At 64.0% G+C, this 24367-nt stretch carries 19 protein-coding genes and 1 pseudogene; 9 read left to right on the forward strand and 11 right to left on the reverse strand.

Annotated features, from left to right (window positions below; genetic code table 11):
- Window positions 1–18: 18 nt before the first annotated feature.
- The 7 genes and pseudogenes from NX775_RS20945 to NX775_RS20975 all read right to left on the reverse strand — a co-directional run bounded on the left by NX775_RS20945 (window position 19) and on the right by NX775_RS20975 (window position 7446).
- A pseudogene (locus tag NX775_RS20945) lies at window positions 19–964 on the reverse strand (IS110 family RNA-guided transposase).
- 419 nt (window positions 965–1383) lie between these two features.
- Entirely contained in the window at window positions 1384–2169 is a 786-nt protein-coding gene (gene pepA, locus NX775_RS20950) for a flocculation-associated PEP-CTERM protein PepA (protein WP_258837723.1), read from the reverse strand.
- A 549-nt stretch (window positions 2170–2718) separates the two neighbouring features.
- On the reverse strand, window positions 2719–3963 hold the full coding sequence (locus NX775_RS20955; protein WP_258837724.1) for a DEAD/DEAH box helicase: 1245 nt from the start codon (window positions 3961–3963) through the stop codon (window positions 2719–2721).
- 112 nt (window positions 3964–4075) lie between these two features.
- A complete protein-coding gene (locus NX775_RS20960; RefSeq protein WP_258837725.1) occupies window positions 4076–4213 on the reverse strand; it encodes a hypothetical protein in 138 nt (45 codons plus the stop codon).
- Between the two features lie 68 nt (window positions 4214–4281).
- A complete protein-coding gene (locus NX775_RS20965; protein WP_258837726.1) occupies window positions 4282–6009 on the reverse strand; it encodes an ArnT family glycosyltransferase in 1728 nt (575 codons plus the stop codon).
- Window positions 5981–6685 carry a TVP38/TMEM64 family protein gene (locus NX775_RS20970; RefSeq protein ID WP_258837727.1) on the reverse strand — a complete coding sequence of 235 codons (705 nt, stop codon included), beginning with the start codon at window positions 6683–6685 and terminating at the stop codon, window positions 5981–5983. The genes NX775_RS20965 and NX775_RS20970 overlap by 29 nt, the downstream gene beginning before the upstream one ends.
- Window positions 6682–7446 (reverse strand): glycosyltransferase family 2 protein, encoded by a 765-nt coding sequence (locus tag NX775_RS20975; RefSeq protein ID WP_258837728.1) that lies wholly within the window; start codon window positions 7444–7446, stop codon window positions 6682–6684. The genes NX775_RS20970 and NX775_RS20975 overlap by 4 nt, the downstream gene beginning before the upstream one ends.
- Before the next feature lie 309 nt (window positions 7447–7755).
- Here NX775_RS20975 and NX775_RS20980 point away from each other — a divergent pair, with 309 nt between their 5' ends.
- From NX775_RS20980 to NX775_RS20990, 3 genes are all read left to right on the forward strand, one after another.
- Window positions 7756–9018, forward strand: coding sequence for a sensor histidine kinase (locus NX775_RS20980; RefSeq protein ID WP_258837729.1), 1263 nt, complete (start codon window positions 7756–7758; stop codon window positions 9016–9018).
- A complete protein-coding gene (locus NX775_RS20985; RefSeq protein ID WP_183551475.1) occupies window positions 9015–9785 on the forward strand; it encodes a LytR/AlgR family response regulator transcription factor in 771 nt (256 codons plus the stop codon). Before NX775_RS20980 ends, NX775_RS20985 begins: the two co-directional genes overlap by 4 nt.
- A gap of 95 nt (window positions 9786–9880) precedes the next feature.
- Window positions 9881–11182 (forward strand): NAD(P)/FAD-dependent oxidoreductase, encoded by a 1302-nt coding sequence (locus tag NX775_RS20990; protein WP_258837730.1) that lies wholly within the window; start codon window positions 9881–9883, stop codon window positions 11180–11182.
- 76 nt (window positions 11183–11258) lie between these two features.
- On the opposite strand, the gene NX775_RS20995 is transcribed toward NX775_RS20990, so the two are convergent.
- Window positions 11259–11978, reverse strand: coding sequence for a sensor histidine kinase (locus NX775_RS20995; protein WP_183551481.1), 720 nt, complete (start codon window positions 11976–11978; stop codon window positions 11259–11261).
- Window positions 11979–12169: 191 nt separating this feature from the next.
- Between NX775_RS20995 and NX775_RS21000 the strand changes: the two genes are divergently transcribed.
- The 3 genes from NX775_RS21000 to NX775_RS21010 all read left to right on the forward strand — a co-directional run bounded on the left by NX775_RS21000 (window position 12170) and on the right by NX775_RS21010 (window position 14377).
- Window positions 12170–12649 carry a hemerythrin domain-containing protein gene (locus NX775_RS21000; protein WP_258837731.1) on the forward strand — a complete coding sequence of 160 codons (480 nt, stop codon included), beginning with the start codon at window positions 12170–12172 and terminating at the stop codon, window positions 12647–12649.
- 189 nt (window positions 12650–12838) lie between these two features.
- Entirely contained in the window at window positions 12839–13258 is a 420-nt protein-coding gene (locus NX775_RS21005) for a hypothetical protein (RefSeq protein WP_258837732.1), read from the forward strand.
- 150 nt (window positions 13259–13408) lie between these two features.
- Window positions 13409–14377: an IS1595 family transposase gene (locus tag NX775_RS21010; RefSeq protein ID WP_258837733.1), complete on the forward strand. Its 969-nt coding sequence runs from the start codon at window positions 13409–13411 to the stop codon at window positions 14375–14377.
- A gap of 101 nt (window positions 14378–14478) precedes the next feature.
- Here NX775_RS21010 and NX775_RS21015 read toward each other — a convergent pair whose 3' ends face one another.
- The 3 genes from NX775_RS21015 to NX775_RS21025 all read right to left on the reverse strand — a co-directional run bounded on the left by NX775_RS21015 (window position 14479) and on the right by NX775_RS21025 (window position 19635).
- Entirely contained in the window at window positions 14479–15483 is a 1005-nt protein-coding gene (locus NX775_RS21015; protein ID WP_258837734.1) for a GGDEF domain-containing response regulator, read from the reverse strand.
- Window positions 15484–15613: 130 nt separating this feature from the next.
- The gene (locus tag NX775_RS21020; RefSeq protein WP_258837735.1) at window positions 15614–18640 is read right to left on the reverse strand and encodes an ATP-binding protein; all 3027 of its coding nucleotides are present in this window, start codon (window positions 18638–18640) and stop codon (window positions 15614–15616) included.
- A 161-nt stretch (window positions 18641–18801) separates the two neighbouring features.
- Window positions 18802–19635 carry a response regulator gene (locus NX775_RS21025; protein WP_258837736.1) on the reverse strand — a complete coding sequence of 278 codons (834 nt, stop codon included), beginning with the start codon at window positions 19633–19635 and terminating at the stop codon, window positions 18802–18804.
- A gap of 292 nt (window positions 19636–19927) precedes the next feature.
- Here NX775_RS21025 and NX775_RS21030 point away from each other — a divergent pair, with 292 nt between their 5' ends.
- From NX775_RS21030 to NX775_RS21040, 3 genes are read left to right on the forward strand one after another with little or no spacing between them, the layout of a single operon-like run.
- Window positions 19928–21847 (forward strand): TOL_0244 family TonB-dependent receptor, encoded by a 1920-nt coding sequence (locus tag NX775_RS21030; RefSeq protein ID WP_258837737.1) that lies wholly within the window; start codon window positions 19928–19930, stop codon window positions 21845–21847.
- A gap of 16 nt (window positions 21848–21863) precedes the next feature.
- Window positions 21864–22451 carry a TOL_0243 family YfiR-like periplasmic protein gene (locus tag NX775_RS21035; RefSeq protein ID WP_258837738.1) on the forward strand — a complete coding sequence of 196 codons (588 nt, stop codon included), beginning with the start codon at window positions 21864–21866 and terminating at the stop codon, window positions 22449–22451.
- On the forward strand, window positions 22451–24343 hold the full coding sequence (locus NX775_RS21040; protein ID WP_258837739.1) for a sensor histidine kinase, YfiR-like protein-associated: 1893 nt from the start codon (window positions 22451–22453) through the stop codon (window positions 24341–24343). The genes NX775_RS21035 and NX775_RS21040 overlap by 1 nt, the downstream gene beginning before the upstream one ends.
- The last annotated feature ends 24 nt before the right edge of the window (window positions 24344–24367 follow it).

Genomic DNA, 24367 nt, shown 5'->3' on the forward strand with positions numbered 1-24367 from the left:
GTAGTTTTAAAGCTATGCTTACGCGGCTTGAGATCGGTAATCGGTGCCTTCGGTCAGCATTGCCCAGGCGATGCGCGCGGTCTTATTCGCTAACGCCACTGCGGCGATATTCGGGCTCCATGCACGAGCAAACTGCGCAGATAAGCGTCGCCGTGCTTGCTAATGCCGAGCAATCGCTCTTTTCCTTCTGAGCTGGTTGGTTTGGGCGTGAGCCCAAACGAAGCAGCCATCTCGCGCCCGCTAGCAAATTGGCTGGCGTCACCTACTGTCGCCAGCAGAGCCGTTGTGGTCAGCGGCCCGATACCACGTACTTGCTGCAAGCGTATAGCGACCGGGTCTTGCCGAGCAATCTGTTCAATCTCCCGGTCGAGTTCTTCAATTCGTTCATCGAGTGTCTTCAGATCTCCCTACAGCCCATGCAAGAGCCGACGAAAACGTCGGTCAAACCGTTTTCCTGATCCTCAAGCCAGCGTGGGATCGCTGACCTCAGGTGCAGCAGTTCTTTCGACGCCGCCAACCCATCTTCAGATGCTAAGCCGCGCAGCTGGTTTGCCTTGGCCTTGCGCTCATCCATCAAACCTGAGCGCACCCGGTGTACGGCCTGGATATCTTGCTGCTCGACGGTTTTGATGGCCACGACACGCATGCTCGGCCGACTCATCGCCTCACAGACCGCTTCTGCATCGTTTGCGTCGTTCTTGTTGCTCTTGACGTAGGATTTAACGAACTGCAGAGCGATTAACTTCACCGTATATTCCTGAGCCTGCAGCTTGCTGGCCCGGTAGTGTGCACCGCTACATGCTTCCATTCCGATCTCGCAACCCGGCTCAATCCTGTCGAGCAGTTCCTCGATCCAATCACCACGGACCAGCTTGCGCCGCCAGGCCGTTTTTTCCGAGCGGTCTACGCCGTGCAGTTGAAAGACATTCGTTGCCAAATCGACTCCAACGCGGATAAGCTTCATGGCGGACTCCTTCTTTCCAAACCGGTTTTGTCGAAACTCTGGTTTGGCACTAACGTGCCCTCAGGGGAGAAGGAGTCCATCCCATTGCTCTGGGTCGGAAGCAGCCGATTCCGGTCCCTGCTGGTGGCATTACGACGGTTGTCAGGTCAGGACGAAGTGGGTCGCAGCTATCTCGATATGCGTACGGGTCCGTCGCAGCTATTCAGCGAAAAATCGTAGCAGCGATTAGCAAAATCTGGTGGGCGCAGCTCGATGCCGTAGTAACTTTCGTCACACCCATTTCAGAAAGTCACAGCGTTTATGCTGGCAAAACAGCACGGAACACGCGAAAAAGTAAAAAAACCACTGCCTTTACGGGCAGTGGTTTTTTGTTTGAAGGTTTCATGCAAAAACAGGCCCGCAAGGCGGGTCTACAGTGCTCAGGCTGCTTTCTTGCTGCGACGACGTGCTGCGTACAGACCCAGCATGCCCAGGCCCAGCAGGCCAACCGATGCTGGCTCTGGCACTTCAGCTGCGTTTTCGAACACGACGTCGAGCGAACCATTGATGGTCTGGGTGCCCGATGGCGTGAAGTTGTTCAGTTGGCCCGACTGGAACGACATCGAGTAGAACGGGTTAGGCAGGACGAAGAAGTTGCTGCCTGCTGCGGTCAGCGCGAACGAGCTCGATGCACCGAAGCTGCCGCAGTTGATGCCGTTGCCGCTTGGATTGCCTGGGTTCGAGCAGGTGCTCAGCATTGGGTTCAGCGTGCCCTGGCCAGCCATTGGGTTGCCCGAGCCCAGCAGGACGTTGCCGCCTGCAACGCCCAGCGTGGTGTCCATGAACAGGTCCAGGCTACCGGTGCCTGGCTGGAAGTTGAACGTGGTGGTCGAGCCGCTCACCGAGTAAGTGCCGCTTGCCGAGTAGTTAGCGAACAGGCCGTAGTTTGCGCCGAGGCCGGTCTGGAAAGCTTCGTATGCGGTGTTGCCACCGTTGCCGACGAACTGGCCAGCAGTCCACACCAGCGAGACGTTGAAGGTACCATCTTGGTTGAAGGTCGCTGTTTCGGTGTAGTTACCGGTGATCTTGTCAGCAACGAAGTTTGCCTGGCTGCCGTTGACTGGGTCAACGGTGAAGGGGTTGAAAGTTGCTGCTGCGGCAGTACCGCTGAAGATGGTTGCAGCTGCGATCGATGAGGCGACGATGGTTTTCTTGAAGGCGTTCATTGGGTAAATCTCCTGAATTGTCATGGGTTACTAATGCAATCTATTAAGCAACAAACGTGCCAGAACAAAACTTTCTTTCTAATCAAGCATTTAAGGATTGTTGGCTAGAATTTTGCTGCTGCACTGTAAAGAATTTCGACATACAGGTAGCACCTGCCGCGCGAACTCAGCTGCGGTACCGGGCGGGCGAGTACACGACGCGCGTTTCCTCATTCCGCTGGTAGCGTCTGTCCCGGCAGTGAAAGGATGAGCAAGCCGTGGTCGAAAACGCCCAGGCAAGCTGCATGCCGTCGATCATATCCTTCGAGAGGCCATCGGGATTGACTGCCCCATCGGGCCATTGCTGCTCGAATCGCGCGCGATTGCGTAGAAATGCGCGGACGGCTCCACCGATGGCGGCGGGTCGTCGAGTGCGCCTTGTGCTGACTACACGGCTGTCGCAGACTGCGCGCACAACATGAGCGACGAGCAGACATCCACCAGGCGTTTCTCTCACTTGCCTGTTCGCTCATCTGTTCGCGGTATGCCAAACGGCGTCGTCAGGCGCTCTTAACGCCGAAAGCGCACGTCCTCACTGACCACGGGCGCATTGCCCTTGGGCTTTTTCGGCTTTTTTGGCTTCTTGACGATCTGACCCTTTGCATCGGTCTCCGGCACGCGGTGCTCGGGTGCATAGCCCGGCTCTTCCACGCGGTCGAGCGTCTGGCGCGTGAGCACCTCGATTGCCGCCAGTTGCTCGACTTCGTCGGCGCACACCAGCGACACCGCCTCGCCGCTCGCGCCCTTGCGGCCCGTGCGCCCGGTGCGGTGCACGTAGTCCTCGGCCACGATCGGCAGATCCACATTGATCACGGCCGGCAGGTCGTCGATGTCGATGCCACGCGCGGCGACGTCGGTAGCAATCAGCACGCGTACCTCGCCGGCCTTGAAACGGTCGAGCGCGCGCAGGCGCGCCGGCTGCGGCTTGTCGCCGTGGATCGAGTCGACCGGGATGCCTTTGGATTCGAGCAGCCCGACCAGCTCGTCGACCCCCTTGCGGGTACGGGCGAAGGCCAGCACCTGCGTCCAGTCGCGCCGTTCGAGCAGGTGCACGAACAGCGCGGCCTTGCGCTTCTTGTCGACCGGGATCACCCACTGGCGGATCGCAGCGACGGTCGTGTTGCGCGGCGTTGCCTCGATGCGCACCGGTTCGCGCAGCATCTGGTTCGACAGCGCGCGGATCGGGTCCGAGAACGTGGCCGAGAACAGCAGCGTCTGGCGCTTCTTCGGCAGCAGTTTCAGGATGTTGTCGAGCTCGCGCGCGAAGCCCAAGTCGAGCATGCGGTCGGCTTCGTCCAGCACCAGCGTCTTGACTTCGTTGAAGTGCACCGCGTTCTGCCGGTGCAGGTCGAGCAGGCGGCCCGGCGTGGCGACGAGGACGTCCACGCCCTTGCGCAGCGTCATCATCTGCGGATTGATGCTCACGCCCCCATAAGCGACCATCGAGCGCAGCGGCAGGCCCTCGGCATAGGTGCGCACGCTTTCGTGCACCTGCTCGGCCAGTTCGCGGGTCGGTACCAGGATCAGCGCGCGCGCCGCGTTGTTGCCGACCTTGCCACCCATGACGAGACGCTGCAGGATCGGCAGCGTGAAGCCGGCGGTCTTGCCGGTGCCGGTCTGGGCGGCGGCCATCACGTCGTTGCCAGCCAGGATGGCGGGAATCGCCTGCTCCTGGACGGCGGTGGGCGTGTGGTAGGCGAGGGCGTCCAGGGTACGGACGATCGGCTCGATCAGGCCGAGGGAAGCAAACGACATGGGCAGGACACCTTGCGACGAAAATGGACAGGCCGCAGTGTAACCTGCCGGCGCCGGCATGGCGATCATCGGCGCGCTGCAAAGGCTGCGCGCCGTGCTCGTTCGTGCAGGATCAGGACGACGCTGGCGTGTGCGGGGCCGTTTGCGCGGCCGGGGCGATCGGCTGGGCCGGCGCATTGTGTTCGCGACAGCCGCCCAGCATCAGGCAGGCGATGGTCAGTACTGCGGCGGAATAAGTGCGTAGTTGCATGATGAATCCTCCGGGTAGCAGACGACCATCATACGCCGGACCGGCGCGCACTGGCGCGCCTTGGCGGCCTATGACAGCATGTCCTTCCTGACGGGAACATAGCGATAGAGTGCGTGGCCGACTGGTCCGTCGCAGCGTTCACGCAGCGCCGTGGCATCCAGAACGACCCAGTCGCGGCGATGGGCCTGGCCAAGCACGCGTTGTCGCGTCAGATCGAAGCAGCGCAGCGCCAGATGGTCGGGCACCAGCAGCACGCGTGCAGGATCGGCGCGCATCCAGTGCCATGCGCTCGACTCTTGCTGCGCCAGCGGCGCCAGATAGCTGAAATGCACCAGCGGCCGGTCGGCAAACAGCAGGAACTGCTCCTTGAATTCGAGCATGCCGACCTGCGTCCCGGGCTCGATCTTTCGCTCGAGTTCCTGCAAGACGGCGCGCGGCGTGCGATGCGGGTCGAGCGTTGGCCACAGCCAAAAGGCGATGCACAGCCAGGTCAGCAGGCTGGCCAGCGCAAGTTGCTCGAACAGGGCGCGCTTGCGCAGCAGCAGGGGGATGCCGGCCAACGCCAGCCCCAGCAGCAGCACACCGGGCGCCAGTGCCGCGACGGCGTCGGCATAGTCGTCGGCCCGGGCTGGCAGCCGGTGGGGCGCCAGCCATGCGACGCCCGCCAGCGCGATCAGCAGCACGCCCATCAGCACGAGCACTGCGCGCAACAGGACTGCCGCGGCGTGGCGGCCCGCGGCCGGCGTCTGCTCCCACACGCAGGCGAGCGCCAGCGTGCACATCGGCAGCGCCGGCAGGATGTAGACCTCGCGCTTGCCTGGGCTCAGCGAAAAGAACAGCAGCACGAGTGCAACCCAGCTCAGCAGGATGCGCAGCGCTGCGTCACGCGGCCACAGGTCGATGATGCCGCGTAGCCGCAGTACGAACAGCACGACCAGCGGAAACCACATCGTCGGCAAGGCAGTCGTCAGGTAGTAGTGCCACGGCTGGATGTGGTGCCATGCATTGGCATAGCGCTCGGCCGTCTGCCTGAACAGGATGTTGTCGCGGTAGGCCAGCAGTTCGGGGCTGTGCACGCGCTCGACCGTGAGCCACATCGGCGCCAGCCACAGCGCGAGCGTGGCCAGCATCAGCGCGGGCCCCCACCACGCGCGCAGGCGCCAGGCCTGGTGCCCGGATTCATCAAAGCGGCGGTGCCAGATCGCCAGCGGGATCAGCATCAATGCCGGGAGAAACCCGACGCCCTTGGTCATGACGCCCAGTGCCATCGCCACCCAGCTGGCGGCATACCAGCCCCAGGCGGGACTGACCAGAAAGTGGCGGACCAGGCCATAGCAGCCCAGCGTGATCCAGAAGCACAGCACCGCATCGATCTGCGCGCCCTTGGCCTGCAGCAGGAATTGGGGCGTGAACACGAGGATCAGCACGGCCGAGCGCGCGACGTGTTCACCCCACAAGCGGCGCCCCAGGTCGAACACCAGCCACAGCGTCCCCAGCCCCGCCAGCGCACTGGGCAGCAGAAACGCGATCTTCAGTTGTCCGGTCAGCTGATAGAAGAGGGCAATCAGCCACATGAAGACAGGCGGCTTGTCCGGATAGAATTCGCCGCCCCGCGTGGGAAACAGCCACTGGCCCGATTCCACCATTTCGCGTGCGACCTGGGCAAAGCGCGGCTCATCGGCTGGCCAGGGCGCGCGCAGCCCGATGCCGGCGAACAGCACAATGAGCGTCAGCCCGACGAGCCACGGCCACCAGCTTGGGGCTTGATCAAGGTTGCCGGTGTGCTGGCGTGGCATGCATTTGTCCCCGGATGTGCTGCAGACGCTGCTTGAAGCCGTGATGATAGAGATAGAGCGCGAGCGCCGTGGACAGCGCCAGCGTCAGCAGACCGAGCCAAAGCTGCTGTTCGTCGTGCAAGGCCAGGCCCGCGCCGGCAAAGCTGAACGGCAGCATTTGCGGCAAGTAGCCCAGCAGGCTGCCCCAGAACACTGCCGGTATGCTCAGCCGGGCCAGTCCCACGGCAATATTGGTGGCCAGGTTGCTGCCGACCGGCATCAGCCGCAGCGTACAGATCCACAGCCAGGTGTCGCGGGCTAGTAGTTGGCGGATGATGGCAACCCAGTCGCCATAGCGGGTGCTGGCCCAGGCCGTGCCAATGTGGCGTACGCAGCAGATTGCCAGCAGGGCGCCGAAGCCGGTCAGCAGAGTGCTCAGCAACGCGCCCGGCACGCCACCGATGACGCAGCCGCAGGCGAAGGCAAGCACCTGGCGCGGACCGCCAAGCGCGGTGTAGATGATGCCGGTGATCGCGAACACGGGCCAGGCAACGGCCCAGTGCCGCTCGAACAGGCGGTTGAGCAGATCCAGTTCGGTAAATGACCCCCACCACTGGAAATGGAGCGACACGAAGCCGAGCGTCAGCACGCTAGTTAGCAGCAGCGGTTTGACCAGCAGGGCCAGCGCGGGTTTCAATGCCGCACTTCCATGCGGTCGATCAGCGGCAGCTTGCTGCGACGGATCAGCCAGCTGACGCCCCACATGTCGACGATGCCCACCCACAGCCGGTTCCACGCCGTGTATTTCGACACGCCGGCAGTACGGTGGCGATGGCGCACCGGCACGATGGCGATCACACCGCCCAGGCGCTTGACCAGCGCTGGCACGAACCGGTGCATGTGGTCGAAATAGGGCAGGCACAGCCAGGTGGCGCGCGGCACGAGCTTCAGGCCGCAGCCGGTATCAGGCACCCCGTCGTCGAGGATGCGGCGGCGCACGGCGTTGGCAATGCGCGACTGGATTTTTTTCCAGCGCGTGTCGCGCCGGTCGGCGCGAAAGCCGGCAATGCAAAAATGCCGGTGCGTTTCGCTCAGGGTGAGTCCCTGCGCCACCAGCGCCGGAATGTCGGCCGGATCGTTCTGGCAGTCACCATCGATCGTGACGAGAAAACGCCCGGTGGCGTGGCGCGCGGCGGTCCACAAGGCCGTGCTTTGGCCGGCACTGTGTGCGTGGCGGATTAGCCGCGCCGGCATGCCCCATTGCTGGCAATGCTGCAGGAACACGGCGCCGGTGTCGTCGCTGCTGCCATCGTCCACCAGCACGGCCTCGTGCGTCAGATGCCCGGCGAGGGCGTGGTGGATTTCGTCCACAAGATGGCCGATATTGCCGGCTTCATCCTTTGCCGGAATCAGTACCGACACCAGCCACGCATGCTCGTTGTTTGGGTTGTCAGTCATGTCGCTCAATCCCTCCTGGAAGAGCGCAAAAAAACTGCGCATCATGTTCTGCAAGAATTTCCGGGTAACGATATCTGGTGTCGACTAACTACGGTTGAGCTGTAAATACAGCACAGTGTACGAGGTCGCGACCGCCTTGGGAAGTAGCAGTTGATGCAGGGAACGGCCAGGCGAGTGGCCTGGCAAACGCCACGTCAACGTCGCCGGGGCCGGTTTCGTCGGCCCAGCCGCGGCTTCGTCGCATAATGCTGTCTTGCGAACCACGGCGTGCCTATGCTGGCGCCATTCTTCAACGCTTGAAAGCCCATCATGATGTCGAGTTTTTTCCACCACGGTCGCCTGGTCGTTGCCTGGGGCGCGGTGTATCTGGCGCTGGGTATCTTCATCAGCGAAACCGTGCTGCACGATATCGATCTGGATATCGAGGCGTATGTCACGCTGCTCGGGTTTGCACTGGTCGGCTGGGTCCTCCTGATCGCGTTCTCGCACACGCGCCGCGTGCGGCTGCTGGCCGGCACCGTGAACGCGGCCACGCTGGCAAACCGCCAGCGGCGCCAGATCGAGATCCCGTTCGAGGCCGGCGAAGCGTTCGACATGATCGACGCCGCGATCCGCGAACTGCCCGGCGTCACTGCTGTCGACAGCGCCCGCGACAGCCTGCAGGTGCGCGCCAAGGTCGAGCGCACCGATCTGTATGGCGGCAATGCGTCGGCCGGCGCTGCGCTGGCCCGCCTGTCGACCTGGCGCAACCAGATCCGCGCGACGATCACGCCCAATGGCGACGCGGCCGGCAGCGTGACCTTGATCTGCGAACCGGAAGACCCGGCCTGGATCGACTGGTTCCTGGTCGACCAGGGCAGCAATCTGGAAAATGCCGACGCCATCGTGCGCGCCATCACGCGCCGCATCGCCGAACGGCGCCGCCTCGAAACACAGGCCGTGCGCGAAAGTGCGACCGAGAAGGAATTGACGGTGGCGCGCCTGAATCTGCTGCACGCCCAGGTAGAACCACATTTTTTATACAACACGCTGGCCAGTGCCCAGGTACTCACGCGTACCGATCCGGCGCGCGCCGACGCCATGCTCGGTAACCTGATCCAGTACCTGCGCCACTCGCTGCCACGCACCGAGGATGCGCCGTCGACGCTGGGCGAAGAGCTGGAACGTGCCCGTGCCTACCTCGATATCCTCGCCATTCGCATGGGACCGCGCCTGGCGCTGCAGGTCGATGTGCCGGACGAACTGCGCCGGCTCGTGTTTCCGCCGATGATGCTGCAAACGCTCGTCGAGAACGCCATCAAGCACGGGCTCGAACCCAAGCCGGGTGGCGGCACCGTCTGGATCCTGGCGCGCGCGATCGACAATGCGGCGGCCGTGACGGTGGCCGACGACGGCCGCGGTTTCTCGCTCGAGAATACCGGCACCGGCATCGGGCTGCGCAATGTGCGCGAGCGCCTGCGCCTCGGCTACGGCAGCATGGCGAGCTTTGCCATCGTCGCCAACTTCCCGAGCGGTGTGGCCGCTACCATCACAGTGCCGCTGGCGCTGCAGGGTGCGGGGGTGCGCACATGACCCGCTGCGTGATTGCCGAAGACGAACTCCTGCTGCAGGAAGAGCTGGTCAAACTGCTGGGCGAGGTGTGGCCGGACCTCGAGATCGTGGCCGCCTGCGACGATGGCGGCAGCGCGCTCGACGCCATTGCCAGCTACCGGCCCGAGGTCGCGTTCCTCGATATCCGCATGCCGGGGCTGTCGGGCCTCGAGGTAGCCTCGAGCGTGCTGGCGGCGGGACTGCGCACCGAGATCGTGTTCGTGACCGCTTATGACCAGTACGCACTCGACGCCTTTGACCGGGGCGCCGTCGACTACCTGCTCAAGCCGATCGGGCGCGAACGCCTGGCCGCAACCGTGGCCCGGCTGCGCGATCGGCTGGCGCGCGGTGTGGCGGATACGACACAGCTGGCGGCGCTGCTGGCGCGCTTGCAGAGCGTCGCGCCGCCGGCCCCACGCGCCCAGCCACTGGTCTGGCTGACGGCCAGCCGCGGCGTCGAAACGCGCCTGATCCTGGTCGACGACGTGGCGTATTTTCAGTCCGACTCGAAATACACCGTGGTCATGACGGCCGAGGGAGAATCGCTGTTGCGCAAGCCCATCCGCGACCTGCTCGAGGTGCTCGACCCGGCCATGTTCCGGCAGGTGCACCGCTCGACGATCGTGAACCTGCGGGCGGTGGCGGGCGTCACGCGCGACGACAGCGGCAAGGGCGTCATCCGCCTGCGCAACCGGCCCGAGACGCTGACAGTCAGTCAACCGTTCATGGCGCTCTTTCGTCACATGTAGGCACGGGCCAGCGCGCGATACGTTGCCGTAGTAAAATCTCAGATGGCCATCAGGCCGGCGTTGTTGCCGGTTGGGGCATCAAGAAGGAGGCAAGCTTGCGTAGCGATATCGTGATCGTGGGTGGCGGCGCTGGCGGTCTGGAGCTGGCATGCAAACTGGGCCGTAAACTCGGCCCGACAAAGGTGACGCTGGTCGACAGCCGCCTGTACCACATCTGGAAACCGTCGCTGCATGAAGTCGCGGCGGGCACCCTGGACATCCACCAGGAAGGTCTGTCGTACGCGATGCTCGCGCACGACAATGGATTCAATTTCGTGCTCGGTCCGATGACCGGGTTGGACGAGGCAGGCCAGGCGATCGAGATCGGGGCCGTGTATTCGGCCACCGAACACGACGAAGTGCTGCCGGCGCGTCGCCTGGCGTACACGTCGCTCGTGATCGCGATCGGCAGCACTTCGAACTACTTCGGCGTGCCGGGCGCGCAGGAGCACTCGATTTCGCTCAATGCGACCGAAGACGCCGAACGCTTCCGCCTGCGCATGCTGCGCCTGATGCTGGCGGTCGAGCAGCAGCGCGAAGAGGGCCGTGAAACCGGACTGGACGTCGTCATCATCGGTGGCGGCGCCACCGGCGTTGAGCTGGCTGCCGAACTGCGCGAAGCGTCGGGCGCGTATGCGCGCTATGGTTTTGCACGGATGGACGTCAAGCGCGACGTGCGCATCACGATTCTCGAAGGCGCGCCGCGCATCCTGGCGCCGCTTCCCGAGCGCGTGTCGAATGCGGCGCTGGGCCTGCTGAACAAGCGCGGCATCCGCGTCGTCAGCGATTGCCGCGTCACGGCGATCGACAGCGACAAGGTGCTCGATGCCAATGGCAATGTGTATCCAGCCGACCTGTGCGTCTGGGCGGCGGGTATCCGCGCCCCCGAGATGCTCAGCAAGCTCGGCCTGCAGACCGCACGTGGCGGCGGCCTGGATGTCGATTCGCATCTGCGCGTCAAGGGCGCCAAAGCGATCTGGTCGCTGGGCGACTGCGCGGTCTGCATCGACGGCAACGGCTTGCCGGTGCCGCCACGCGCGCAGGCGGCGCACCAGCAGGCCGATTACCTCGTCACGACCTTCCTGCGCATGGACAAGGGCCAGCCGCCCCTGACCGAGCCTTACGAGTACCGCGATTACGGTTCGCTCGTGTCGGTCGGTCAGAACACCAGTGTCGGTAGCCTGATGGGTTCGCTTCGCGGCGCGAGCTGGTTCGTGCAGGGCGGCATCGCGCGCCTGATGTACGCCAGCCTGCACCTGATGCACCACCGGGCCGTAATGGGCAATACCCGCACGGGCCTCCTGGCTGTGGCGCGCTTCCTGATCCGGCGCAGCACGCCGCTGGTCAAGCTGCACTGACGGGATTGTCGTCAGGGCACAAACAACAACGGCGGCCAGTGGCCGCCGTTGTTGTTTTTAAAGACCCTACCGCTGTCTAGGCCGGCAATTCGCGCGGCAGCGTCATCTGCAGCATGGCGCCGCCTTGCTCGGTGCGCACCAGGATCAGGTTGCCACCCAGCGTGCGGGCGCGTTCGCGCAGCAGGCGCAGGCCATGGCGTTCATCCGCAGCCAGCGGATCGGCGCCGGGACCGACGCCATCGTCGCGCACGGTCAGCATGGCCATCTCGCCGTCGTCATCCAGGATCACGTCCACGCGCGTCGCCTGCGCATGCGCCGCGGCGTTGCGCAAACCTTCTTCGGCACAGCGCAGCAGCAGCACGGCGTGCTCGCGCGACCAGGCGCCGTCTTCCTCGGGCAGGCTGGCTTGTGCCTGGATGCCGTGCTCGGCGCCGAATTCAGGCACCAGCTCGGCCAGCGCAGTGCGCAACCCGAGAAACTCGAGCTTGTCGTTCCACAGCGCGAGCTGCATCTGGCGGTTAGTCTCGATGACGCCCCCGAGCAGGACCTTCATCTGCGCGGCGCGGTCGCGCAGCGCTTTGTCTTCGGCCGGAAGGCGCTGGGTGAGCAGGGCAAGGTGCATCGTCAGGGCCGTCATCGACGAACCCAGGCTATCGTGCAACTGGCGCGCGAGCTGGCGACGCTCCTGGTCCCAGCTGTTGGCCAGCCAGGACACCATGTCGGAGAGTTCAGCAGTGCGCGCCGCGACCAGGCGTTCCAGCTCCGGGTCGGGATGCGGTAGGACCGGTTCAGTCATCAGGGTCTCAATTAAATGTTTCCCAAATCATACAACAATTGTCATTTATCCGTCGCGCATTGGGTGCTGCAAGAGCGGTTCGTTCTGTTCTCCCGAGTGTGAGGTCGCGAACAGTGCCGATCGCGTGGCAGGCGCACTCTGGCGATGTGGCCAACGAGTCATCATTCAACGAACAATACGGGGGTAACACCATGACCAAAGCAACGACCAAAAAGACGAGCGGCCCGCAGGATGCGCTGGAACTGTTGAAAAGCCAGCACGACGAAGTGAAAGACATGTTCGACAAGTTCGAAGAGCTGGGCGAGCGTGCCACCGTCAGCAAGAAGAAGCTGGCCAATGAAATCTGCGAAGCCCTGATCATGCACACGTCGATCGAAGAAGAAATCTTCTATCCGGCGCTGCGCAAGACGTCGAAGGAAATGGAAGACATGCTCGACGAAGCGTTCGTCGAACATGCTTCGGCCAAGGACCTGATCGCACAGGTGCAGGAGATGGAGCCTGACGAAGACTACTATGATGCCAAAGTGAAGGTGCTGGGCGAATACGTGTCGCACCACGTCGAAGAGGAAGAGGAAGAAATGTTCCCGAAAGTGCGCAAGCTCGACCTCGACCTGCAAGCCATGGGCGCTGAAATGGCAGCCCGCCGCGACGAAATTCTCGCCACGGTTTAAAACGTCGTTGACAGACTGGCCGGCCTCCCCGGGGCCGGCTTTTTTACGCCCGTTCCATTTAACTAAGAATTCGACGGTGCGGGCAGTCAAGACGTTCGCTGCCGCACATACGTGCTATTGCTGGTATGCGATAGTGAAAGCTAGCCGGTTCCATAGCGGACGGGAGCGTTATATAAGAGAGGACACACCATGAATATCGATAACATCGTAAATGAGCAGTTCCGTGGCAAGAGTTTCCGTGAACTGGCCGACGCGCCATTGTCGGCACTGCGCGGCATCGGCGAGCAGCAAGCCACTGCGCTGGCTGACACGCTGGGCGTGAAGACCATTGGCGATCTGGCCAGCCTGCAGGCAGTCAGCTTCGCTGTCGCGATCAAGGCGCTGGCCGGCAGCGAGACGCAGTCGAGCAAAGAGCAGGCCGAAGAGACCCTGCTCGATGACGCTGTCGAAATGACGTTCCCGGCCAGCGATCCGATTTCGGTCGATGCCGGCATCACCCGCATTGAAGTGCCGCCCGAGATGGTCGACGCAGGCCGCGATCACCAGAACGCGCGTTCGATCGAAGAAACGAGCACGATTCGCGATTGCCCGCCAGCCGAGAAGCGTTAAGCACACGGCAGGGCAGGATGGAGCAGGTCACGGAACGCAGGTTCCGTGGCCTGTTTTTTTATTGGCGCAGTCAACGTTAAATAGAGACTAGCTTTGAACTGACGAGTAGTCCAGTGGTCCAACCCCTGTCCCCAGCGTCAGGAGTCGATCATGAAAGCGCCACGTTTCAAGGGCTGGTTCGCAAAACTGCCTTCCCTGAACCAGCCGCAGCGCCGGCAAATGCTGGATGCCCTGCATCCTGCAGCTGGGCTTGATCAGGTTGTTGCGCTCATCACTGAGGTCAGAACGCCAGGCCGCTGCTGCCCCAGGTGCAGCAACGAGCACTGCTACCGGCATGGTTTCGCCAACGACTTGCAGCGCTACCGCTGCTGCGCCTGCGGCCGCACCTTTAACGACCTCACCGGCACGCCACTGGCGCGGCTCAGGCACAAAGCCAAATGGCTCGCGTATTCGCAGGTGCTGCTCGATTCACTCCCCGTACGCAAGGGAGCAGATCGAATTGGCGTACACCGCAACACCGCCTTTCGCTGGCGACACCGCTTCCTGCATTGGATCAAGCTCGACCGGCCCGCGCTCCTGAATGGCATCGTCGAGGCTGACGAAACATTTCTGCTCGAATCACAAAAAGGTTCGCGTACGCTTGATCGACCACCGCGCCACCGCGGCGGCCATGCTGCCAAACGGGGCATTTCCAGCGAACTCGATTGCATTCTGGTCGGCCGCGACCGCGAGGGTCGCACGGTCGATGCCGTCACTGGCCGGGGTGCTCTCACGGCTGCGCAACTCGAGCGTGACTTGTTGCCCAGACTTGACAGGCAAGCCTTGCTTGTCAGTGACGGCCATCCCGCTTACCGCACGTTTGCACACAAGCACAGGATCGCGCACGAAGCGGTCAATGTGCGCGCCGGTGTGCGTGTAAGACGTCTGGGCAGCCTTGCCATCCACGTGCAGAACGTGAACGCCTACCACCAGCGCTTCAAGGTGTGGCTGCAGGGCTTTCGTGGCGTGGCGTCGCGCTACCTGCCCAACTACCTCGGCTGGCGCTGGGCGTTGGATGGCGAGCGGGTTATTTCGCCGGAACAGTTGCTTCGCATTGCCATCAGCGTCATCAACAGATAACGCTGACTGAGCCTTTTTATTCGCGCAGCCAATGCAAAAACAAACCGGGGCGCTCGCTTGCGCGAGAGCCCCGGTTTAGTCAACTGAAAGAAGGTGACGTGTCAGCGATGCGGCGTTGCTAGCTCGGGCGCTGGCGCCGGCACTGGTGCACCGCTGGTTTTGGACGCTGCCTGGCGATTGGCCGCCGGCGAGCAGAAACGGTTCTTGCCAGCGCGCTTGGCTTCGTACAGTGCGTAATCGGCGATATTGATCAGGGCGTCGACCGATTCGGCATCGTCTGGATAGATACTGATGCCAATCGACGTCGACAGGCGCAGCGTCAGATCGTTGATGAAGAATGGCTCGGACAGGGACTCAACCAGCTTGGCAGCCGGGCCCTGGGCGTCGACCAGACCATGGATATCGCCCAGCACGACCATGAATTCATCGCCACCCAGGCGGGCAACGGTGTCTTCCTTGCGGGAGCTGGCCAGCAGCCGCTGCGACACGGCTTTGAGGATCTCGTCGCCGTAGGCATGGCCATAGGTGTCGTTGATCGCCTTGAAGCCGTCCAGATCGAGATACATGATCGCGGCCTTGGCATGGGTACGGTTGGCGTGCTGCAGCGCCGTCTCGATGCGGTCTTCGAGCAAGCGACGGTTTGGCAGGCCGGTGAGGGCGTCGTGCAGCGCCAGCTCCTGCTGGGCCTTCGAATACTGGGCCAGCTCCTTGTACAGCAGGCGCACTTCGAGCATGTTGTGGATGCGCTTGTGCACCTCGAGCAGGTCGAACGGCTTGCTGATGAAGTCACGGGCGCCGGCTTCGAGCGCGGCGATCTTGAAACTTGGCTGGGCCGTCAGGGCAAGCACAGGTAGATAGCCACCCTGTTCAATTTCCTTGAGGCCCTTCATGACCTGGAAGCCATTCAAGCCCGGCATTTGCAGGTCGAGCAGAATGAGGTCGTAATTGTGTTCGCGATGGAGCGGGCACACCTGCTCCGGCAGCATGGTCGAGCTGACGCAGGTGTAGCCTTCTTCGCGCAATATCTCTTCCATCAGCTCGATATTGTCGGGCGAATCGTCTACCACCAGAATTTTGGCGTTCAAAATGTCTTGTCTGCTCGGCATGCTTATCTCTTTATCGAAACTGGGCGGCGCCCCATTTCGGGGTGGAATCTAACGATACCTTACCTCTAATTAGTGTAGCAAGGACCATAAAATTTCTTGTAGGACAGCGCCGCGTCCGAAGGTAGGAACATCATCGACTATGGCCGCGACCGCTTTCCGCGAGCATTGGGACGGCGGGTGGCGTGCTGACCATGCCGATTGCCGCCATCAATTCGCTCTGTTCAACCGGCTTGGACACATGGGCCGAGAAACCGGCCTCGAGCGCCTTCAAGCGGTCTTCGGAGCGTGCAAACGCCGTCAGCGCGATGGCTGGAATCAGGCCGCCAGCATCGCGCGGCAGGGCGCGGACCCAGGCGAGGAACTCGAGGCCATTGACATCGGGCATGCCCAGATCGCTGATCAGGAGGTCGGGCGGGCTCGCGCGCAGCTGCGCCATGGCGTCCTGTGCGCTGCCGGCCAGCCGCACGTTGGCATGGCAATCGGACAGGATGCGGGCAATCAGCTCGCGCGCATCGCGGTCATCGTCCACGACCAGCACCGACATGCCGCGCATGTCGCGCACCATCGGTTCGGGTGCTGCCTCTGGCGCGGCAGGAAGGGTAGCTGACACCATCTCGGGCAGCGCGCCAGCGCCAAGGCCCGCCTGGCGAGACGCGCGTGGCATGCTTGACAGCGCCGCCGGCAGTTCAATCGTGAAGCTCGCACCCTGGCCAGGCCCGGCGCTCTCGGCGCGTACAGTGCCGCCGTGCTGCTCGATCAGGTGTTTCACGATCGACAAGCCCAGGCCCAGGCCGCCATGGCTGCGTGTCATCGAGGCATCGCCCTGGCGGAAGCGCTCAAACACGTGCGTGATGAATTCGGGCGCAATGCCCGAACCCGTATCGCGGATCGTGATGGCCACCTGGCCGTCGTGGTAGCCCAGCTCGATCGTGACCAGCCCGTCGCGCGGCGTGAACTTGATCGCGTTCGACAGCAAGTTCCAGACCACTTGCTGGAGCCGCCCCGGGTCGCCCGCGACGGACGGGATGGCAACGCCTTCGGGATAGCGCCGCTCGATACGGATGCCCTTGGCGTCGGCCGCCGGACGTACCGTTTCGATAGCGGCATCGATGAAGCTGCCCGGCGCCAGCGTCTGCATGTCGAGCAACACCTTGCCGGACGTGATGCGGCTCATGTCGAGCAAGTCTTCGATCAGCTGCGCCTGGGCGCGCGCATTGCGCTCGATCGTCGACAGGCCGCGCTGCAGGTCGGCGCCATCGCGGCTGCCGCGGCGCAGCACCTGCGACCAGCCAAGAATGGCCGACAGCGGCGTGCGCAGCTCGTGCGACAGCGTGGCCAGGAATTCATCCTTCATCTGGCTGGTGCGCTCGGCTTCGGCGCGCGCTTCGCGCTCGTTCTCGAGCAGCACCTTGCGTTCTTCAGCCGCGCGGCTGGCCACTTCGTACAGGCGGATATTGTCGACTGCGATGGCGGCCTGCGCCGCGATGCCGCTGACGATGCGTTCACTGCGTTCGGTAAAGACGTTCGGTTCCGGGTGCCCGAAGAACATCGTGCCGAGCAGTTCACCCGAGCGCGCCATGACGGGCACGGTCAGGTAGCTGCGTACCGGCGGGTGGCCATCCGGCAGGCCAAAGCGCAGCGCGCTGCCGGCCTGGACCGGATCGGCCGCCAGGTCGGCGACGCGCTGCAGGCGGGTGGTGCGCAGGCCCGGACCGAACAGGGCACTGGCGCCCGGTTCGGCGAAGTCCTGGAACTGGGCCGACGTGGCGCCCGACAGTGTGTACAGCGAATACAGCGTGCCTGCGCCATCCTGGCCGTAATGGACGAAGGCGGCATGACGCGCGCTGCAGACGCCGCAGGCGACATCGGCGGCGGCCTGCATCACGGCGCGTAGATCGCGCGTCGAGGCCAGCATGCTGCCCGTGCTGTTGAGCAGTTCAAGCACGTGCGATTCGTCGCGCAGCGCCTGTTCGGCGCGCTTGACCTGGTCGACGTCGGTATTGGTGCCGAACCAGCGCACCACGTTGCCGTCGCGGTCGTGCACCGCTTCGACCCGCGTCAGGAACCAGCGGAAATTGCCGTCGGCGCCGCGGATCGGAAATTCCATCTCGAACGCCGTGCCGGTGCGCACCGATTCATCCCAGTGTTCGAGCACGGCAGGCAACACCGCCGGGTCGTACACTTTTTGCCAGCCCCAGCCCGTCGATTCTTCGGGCGTGATGCCCGTGTATTCGTACCAGCGCTCGTTGAACCAGACGATCGAGCCGTCCGGATCGGCCATCCATGCCAGTTGCGGAATGGTGTTGGCCAGCGCGCGCAATTCTTCTTCGCTCTGGCGCAGGTGGTCGTCGGCCGCGCGCCGGGCGCTGATGTCCTGGGCCATGCCCGTCATGCCCAGCACGCCGCCGCCGTCGACGGCGCTGGCGTAGTCGGGGCGGCCGACCAGGGCCACACAGTGCGCCGCGCCGCCGGGCAGGTTGCCGCGTGCAAGCAGGCGGCATTCGAGATCGAGGTCGGTGCCCTGCGAGAAGGCGGCCAGCACGGCGCGCCGCACGACCTTGCGGTCTTCGGGTTGCAGCCGCTCGCGCAGGCTTGGCCAGGCGAGCGCGACATCGGCCGGCAAGCCGAGGATCTCGGCCGCGCGTGCACCGAAGGTGACGCGGTCGGTGGCCGCATCCCAGCGCCAGTCGCCCAGGCGCCCGGCGGCAATTGCCAGTTGCAGGCGGTTGTTGTTGTCGATGAGCGCCTGCTGGTCGAGCTTGCGCGCCGTGATGTCCTGGAAATACAGGGTCAGGCCTTCGGGGGAAGGGTAGACCCGCATGTCGAGCCAGGCGTTCAGGCGGCGGTAATAGAATTCGCGATTGACGGTAACGCGCTCCTCCATGGCGCGCACGCAATCGAGGGCGACCGTTGTGCCGTGCAGGTCTTCGAACTCATCCCACAGCTTGGCCCCGACCAGATCGCCGCGCCGCTTGTTGAGCGGCTCGACCATCTGCAGGGCGCGGCCATTGATATAGGTGATGTGCCAGTTGCGGTCCACCGCGCAAAAGCCGTCGGTGAGGCTTTCGAGCATGTTTTCCATGCGCTCGGTGGCGTGCTGGAGCGCCTCTTGTGCGGCGACCAGATCCTGGCCGGACACGTCGCGGGCAGTGCTCATGCCGGCCTCCGGAGGTGGCGCGCGATGCGGCGGACGTGTTGTGATGAAGAGTTCATGCCGGGGTTGCCATGCGCCCGAAGCCGGGCAGGATGCGTTTCATTGTAGACCAGCCGGGCGGGTCCGACTCACACTTTGTGAATGCGGACCGTTTCGCCCCTCGGTCAGCGTCGGCCCGGCTGACGCACTACCTTGGCCAGCGCATCCTGCAGCTGGTCGATTTCATACGGTTTTTGCAGCGACTGGTACGGGAACTCGAGGTGCCGCAGCAGCGTGTCGCCATATCCCGACGCGAAGATGATCGACAGCGCCGGGTCGTCGTTGATGGCGCGCTGCACCAGTTCGACGCCGGACATGCCGGGCAGGCTGACGTCGGAAAACAGCACGTCGTAGCGCTGGCTCGCCAGCAGCGTCAGGGCATCGTCGGGATGCGCGACGCCGTCGGCTTCGTGGCCGAAGGCCTTGAGCATCTCGCACACCAGGTACTGGGAGTCGACATTGTCTTCAACGACGAGGATGCGCAGGCCTGCATCGTCGACCGCTTCCTGGGCCGGCTGCGCGGTGGCCGGGGCCAGGGCGATCTGCACGCCGCGCACAGTGCCGGTTTCGTCGCGTACCGGGGACAGGCGCAGGTCGAAACGGTTGTCCGCGTTGCCATCGAGGCGGCGGAAGGTCAGGGCGGTGTCGGCCAGCACACCGGCCTCACCGCGCCAGGCCGCAGCCAGCGCCGCACCGGCCGCAGCCAGCGGTGGCGGCATCACGGGCGGGACCGAGCCGCCCGGCACGCGGCCGTAGCCAGGACCGGCCAGGGCGGCGTAGGCCTCATTGAATACCAGGACCGTTTCCGGTCCCCATACCAGCAGGGTCGGCAGCGGCGAATTGAGCAACAGATCGCTGCACAACCGCAGCGGCAACGGCCAGCGGGCAGCGTCGCCCAGGGCGGTCGTGCTCCAGTCGTAGGAAGCGGTGCTCCGGGCGGAAAGGTCGAGGTCTGGCATGGATTGTTGTAAAAACGAAAATATGGGCGGCATCCTACACCAAACAGGATGCACCTGCTCGGGCAACCGTGCGCGCAAAAAAAAGCCCGCTTCGTGAGAGGCGGGCTGAATCTATTTCCTGGGAGGAGAATAGAGGAGACAGTGCAATCATGCTGCATTGCGTCAAATCAGTCCAATTTATATTTCCAATAACCGTCATTGGTTTAATCAATATCCCGGGGATGTTGTGAAGAACCGCGTTGTGGCGTGTGCGCACTTGGTGCGATCGAGAAAATGTTCTACGATGGCAACTATGCCACCTTTTTCGTTGTACGTTTGCGCCATCGCCGCACTGTTGTCGACCGCCTATTCCCTTGATGCAAGCGCGCAGGATGGCTCGGGCCCGCTGCCGTGGGCCGATTATTCGCTCGAACAATTATCCGATATCGCCGTGACGTCTGTCTCGCGCCAGAGCGAGCCGCTGGCGCGCGCGGCGGCGTCGGTGTTCGTGATCAGCGCTGCTGACATCGCCCGTTCGGGCGCCACCACGCTGCCCGAAGTGCTGCGGCTGGCGCCGAATCTTCAGGTCGCCCGCATCAATACCCATGAATACGCGATCAGCGCCCGCGGATTTTTGTCGCCTCAGGCCAACAAGCTGCTCGTGATGATCGATGGCCGCAGCGTGTATTCGCCGCTGTTTTCGGGTGTGGTCTGGGAAATGCAGGATGTGGGGCTGGAAGACGTCGCGCGCATCGAGGTGGTCAGCGGGCCGGGCGGTACGGTGTGGGGCACGAACGCCGTCAATGGCGTCATCAATATCATCACGCGCAGCGCGGCCCAGACACACGGCGGCGTCGTCACGGCGTACGCCGGACCTGATGAGCATGGCGCCGGCGTGCGCTACGGCGGGCAGTTCGAGAACGGCCCGCACTGGCGCGTGTATGCCAGGCAAGCCCGGATCGAGGCCGATCGCACGCCAGCTGACGCCCCCGACAATCGCATGGCGCGTGAGCAGGCGGGCTTTCGTCTCGACTGGGAAGGTAGCGAGCAGGATGTCACGCTCAGCGGCGATGTGTACCAGGGGCGCCTGCGCAACACGTCCCTGTTATCGAGCGGAACGATGTCCGGCGCCAATCTGCGGGCAGAAGTCCAGCGCGACCTCGCTGATGCCGGCCAGGTGCGCATGCATGCGTGGCTCGATCAGACGCGGCGCAGCAAGCCGGGCGTGGGGATGCAGCAGATCGACACGGTTGACGTCGAAGCCCAGCACCTGGTGCGCTTCGGTGCACATGGCATCACCTGGGGCGGCGGCTATCGCAACAGCCGCGATCAGATCGACGGCGGGCCGGTGTTGCGCTTCACGCCGGCGCGCCGCAACCTGCGCTGGTCGCACCTGTTCGTGCAGGATGAATTGACCCTGACACCGACGCTGCGCGCCGTGGCCGGCATGCGCGTCGAACACAATGTGTATACAGGCAGCGAGTTGCTGCCGAATCTGCGCCTGGCATGGGACGCGAGCGACCAGGCAACGCTGTGGGCGGCCCTGTCGCGCACGGTGCGTGCGCCGTCGCGCATCGACCGAGATCTGTTTCTCGTCAATCCGGCCTCGCCGCGCCAGTTCCTGATTGCCGGCGGCGCCGACACGGTGGCGGAAACGGCGCGCGTGGCCGAACTGGGATATCGCGCCCAACCCATGCCGACGCTGTCGTATTCGGCCACGCTGTTCTATACCGACTTCGAGCGACTGCGTTCCCTGGAGCCGGCGACGCCCGGTGTACGGTTGCCGTACGTCATCAGCAGCCTGGGCAAGGGCAATCTGCGCGGCATCGAATTCTGGGCCAGCTGGCAAGCCGCGCGCGGCTGGCGCCTGCACGCCGGCGGCTTGCTGCAGGACGTCGACATGGGGCGCGAGCCGGCCAGTCGCGACACCACCGGGTTGTCCGGTCTGGGTGGGAATGATCCCAACCTGACCTGGACCTTGCGCAGTGCGCACGATCTGAGCGAGCGCATCTGGGCAGATTTTTCACTCCGTTACGTCGCACGACTGCCGCAGCTGGCCGTGCCAAGTTATCATGAGCTCGACGCGCGGATCGCGTGGCAAGTGCGTCCCGATCTCGAGCTCGCCCTTGCCGGGCGCAATCTGTTGCATGCCCGCCACGCCGAATTTGTCGCGGCAGGCAGCCGCCAGTTGCTCGAGCGCACGGTGTTTGCCAGCGCCACGCTGCGTTTTTGACGTGCGAATGGATTTCATGACTATCAATCAACCAGCTTGTCTGCCGCGCCGCAGGGCGTGCCTGGCCCTGATGCTGCCGCTGCTGGCCAGCCTCGGCCTTGGCCAGCCTGCGCACGCGATCGTGGTCGACGCTGCGCCCGTACTCGAACGACGTGTCAAGGCCGCTTTTTTGTACAAGTTTCTGGGGTATGCCGATTTTCCGGCCGGCTCGTTTGCCGATGCGACCACGCCGGTGAGCATTGGCGTGGTCGGCGCCGACGACATGGCGGCCGAGCTGACCCGGATCGCCGCCGGGCGCCTGGTGGCCGGGCGCATGATCACGGTGCGCGCGCTGCGCGAGCAGGATCTGGCGCAGCCGCTGCACGTGTTGTTCGTTGCCGGCGAGGATAACGCACGCGCCGCGCGCCTGCTGCGCGCCGCCAATGCGCAGCTGACCGTGACCGAGTGCGATGGCGGGCTGCGCAGCGGCAGCGTCATCAATTTTACGATCGTCGATGATCGGGTGCGTTTCGACGTCTCCCTCGATGCGGCGGAAAAGAAGAATGTGAAGCTCAGTTCGCGCCTGCTGACGGTAGCGAACCGTGTGCAAAAAGGAGCCACGTGATGTCTATGCACGATACCGGCTCCGTGCGCAGCAAATTGATCCTCATGGCGGTGTCCACCACCGCAGTGGCGTTGCTGTGCGCGGGTATCGCCATGCTGTTGCTCGACCTGCGCACCTTCCAGCGCTACTGGATCGACGATCTGACCACCCAGGCCGACATCGTCGCCAGCGTAACCGCACCGGCGGTCTCGTTCAACGACCCGGCCGACGTGGCGCAGAGCCTGACCCTGCTGCGGGTGCGCCCGCAGATCGTGGCCGCGGCCGTATTCACCGCCAATGGCACGCGCTTTGCCACCTACGTGCGCAGCGGCGTCAAGGCCAGCCTGCCCGAGCGGCCAGAGCCAGCCGGCTATCGCATCGAGCGCGGCGAAGTCGTCATGTACCACGACATCGTCGAAAATGGCGACCGGGTCGGGACCGTCTACCTGCGTTCACGCTACGGCGTGCTGGACCGGGCGCTAAGCTATGGTGCGATCCTTGGCGGCGTGCTGCTGGGCGCACTCGTGATTGCCGCCATCGTGGCCTCGCGCCTGCAAGCATCGATCACGCGCCCGCTCGAAGCGGTGACCGATATCGCGCGCCAGGTCATGCTGCGGCGCGATTTCAGCCTGCGCGTTCCGGGCCACCAGAAGGGCGAAATCGGCGTACTGGTCGAAGCCTTCAACGACATGCTGGCCGAGATCGGTCGTCGCTCGGACGCGCTGCAGACGGCCAACCGCACGCTCGAGCACGAGATGGACGTGCGCCAGAAGGCCGAGGGCGCGCTGATCGTGGCCGACCGCCGCAAGGACGAGTTCCTCGCCACGCTGGCGCACGAACTGCGCAATCCGCTGGCGCCGATCCGCACGGGGCTGGATATCCTGCGCATCCGCAGCGGCGACGCCCAGGCAACCCAGCGCGCGACCGACATCATGGAACGCCAGCTGCGCCAGATGGTGCGTCTGGTGGACGACCTGCTGGACGTCTCGCGCATCAATACCGGCAAGTTCACGATCAAGATGGGCCGGGTGGAACTCAAGGCCGTCGTCAACGATGCACTCGAAGTGGTGCGCTCCTACATCGAACTGCATGGGCATGAGCTGGTGCTCGAATTGCCCGACCGCCCCGTGTTCCTGCATGGCGATGCGACGCGCCTGGCCCAGGTGCTGTCGAACCTGCTCAACAATGCGGCCAAGTACACCAACCGGGGCGGACGCGTCGTGCTCAAGGGCGAGGTGGACGAGAACACCCTGATCCTCGAAGTGGCCGATACCGGCATCGGCCTGGCGCCGGAGATGCTCGACTCGGTGTTCGACATGTTCGTGCAGGTCGACTCGACGCTTGAACGCAGCAATGCCGGCCTGGGCGTGGGCCTGTCGCTGGCGCGCAAGCTTGTCGAGCTGCATGGCGGCACGATCACGGCGCACAGCGAAGGCCTCGGCCATGGCAGTCGCTTCGTCGTGCGCCTGCCGATCGTCGTTGAACCGGAGCCGCCCACCAAGCCGACCCCGGCCGCGTTCATCAGTGCCGAGAGCTATCGCATCCTGCTGGCCGACGACAACGTCGATTTCGTCAACAGCATCGGCGCGCTGCTCACGGCCATGGGGCACAGCGTGGTCATCACGCACAACGGACCCGATGCGCTGGCCGCCGCCGCGCGTTTCTGCCCGGACTACGCCTTCCTGGATATCGGCCTGCCGCACATGTCCGGTTACGACCTGGCGCGCGGGATCCGCAAGCTGCCGACCGGGGCGCTGACCGTGCTGATCGCCGTCACGGGCTGGGGTCAGGAAAAAGACCGCCAGCTGGCGTTCGAGTCGGGATTTGATCACCACATGGTCAAGCCGGTGCGCTTCGAGCAGATCGAGGAAATCCTGGGTAGCCGCAGCATCATCAAGAAGCTGCGTACCTGAGTGTGATGCGTCGTCTGGCGGGGC

The organism is Massilia aurea (assembly GCF_024753205.1).
GTDB lineage: Bacteria > Pseudomonadota > Gammaproteobacteria > Burkholderiales > Burkholderiaceae_D > Telluria > Telluria aurea.

Bases quoted from the DNA above. Each gene is read 5' to 3' on its own strand.
- pepA (WP_258837723.1), bottom strand. From the start codon at position 2,169: ATGAACGCCTTCAAGAAAACCATCGTCGCCTCATCGATCGCAGCTGCA.
- NX775_RS20955 (WP_258837724.1), bottom strand. From the start codon at position 3,963: ATGTCGTTTGCTTCCCTCGGCCTGATCGAGCCGATCGTCCGTACCCTG.
- NX775_RS20960 (WP_258837725.1), bottom strand. From the start codon at position 4,213: ATGCAACTACGCACTTATTCCGCCGCAGTACTGACCATCGCCTGCCTG.
- NX775_RS20965 (WP_258837726.1), bottom strand. From the start codon at position 6,009: ATGCCACGCCAGCACACCGGCAACCTTGATCAAGCCCCAAGCTGGTGG.
- NX775_RS20975 (WP_258837728.1), bottom strand. From the start codon at position 7,446: ATGACTGACAACCCAAACAACGAGCATGCGTGGCTGGTGTCGGTACTG.
- NX775_RS20980 (WP_258837729.1), top strand. From the start codon at position 7,756: ATGATGTCGAGTTTTTTCCACCACGGTCGCCTGGTCGTTGCCTGGGGC.
- NX775_RS20985 (WP_183551475.1), top strand. From the start codon at position 9,015: ATGACCCGCTGCGTGATTGCCGAAGACGAACTCCTGCTGCAGGAAGAG.
- NX775_RS20995 (WP_183551481.1), bottom strand. From the start codon at position 11,978: ATGACTGAACCGGTCCTACCGCATCCCGACCCGGAGCTGGAACGCCTG.
- NX775_RS21000 (WP_258837731.1), top strand. From the start codon at position 12,170: ATGACCAAAGCAACGACCAAAAAGACGAGCGGCCCGCAGGATGCGCTG.
- NX775_RS21005 (WP_258837732.1), top strand. From the start codon at position 12,839: ATGAATATCGATAACATCGTAAATGAGCAGTTCCGTGGCAAGAGTTTC.
- NX775_RS21010 (WP_258837733.1), top strand. From the start codon at position 13,409: ATGAAAGCGCCACGTTTCAAGGGCTGGTTCGCAAAACTGCCTTCCCTG.
- NX775_RS21015 (WP_258837734.1), bottom strand. From the start codon at position 15,483: ATGCCGAGCAGACAAGACATTTTGAACGCCAAAATTCTGGTGGTAGAC.
- NX775_RS21020 (WP_258837735.1), bottom strand. From the start codon at position 18,640: ATGAGCACTGCCCGCGACGTGTCCGGCCAGGATCTGGTCGCCGCACAA.
- NX775_RS21025 (WP_258837736.1), bottom strand. From the start codon at position 19,635: ATGCCAGACCTCGACCTTTCCGCCCGGAGCACCGCTTCCTACGACTGG.
- NX775_RS21030 (WP_258837737.1), top strand. From the start codon at position 19,928: ATGCCACCTTTTTCGTTGTACGTTTGCGCCATCGCCGCACTGTTGTCG.
- NX775_RS21035 (WP_258837738.1), top strand. From the start codon at position 21,864: ATGACTATCAATCAACCAGCTTGTCTGCCGCGCCGCAGGGCGTGCCTG.
- NX775_RS21040 (WP_258837739.1), top strand. From the start codon at position 22,451: ATGTCTATGCACGATACCGGCTCCGTGCGCAGCAAATTGATCCTCATG.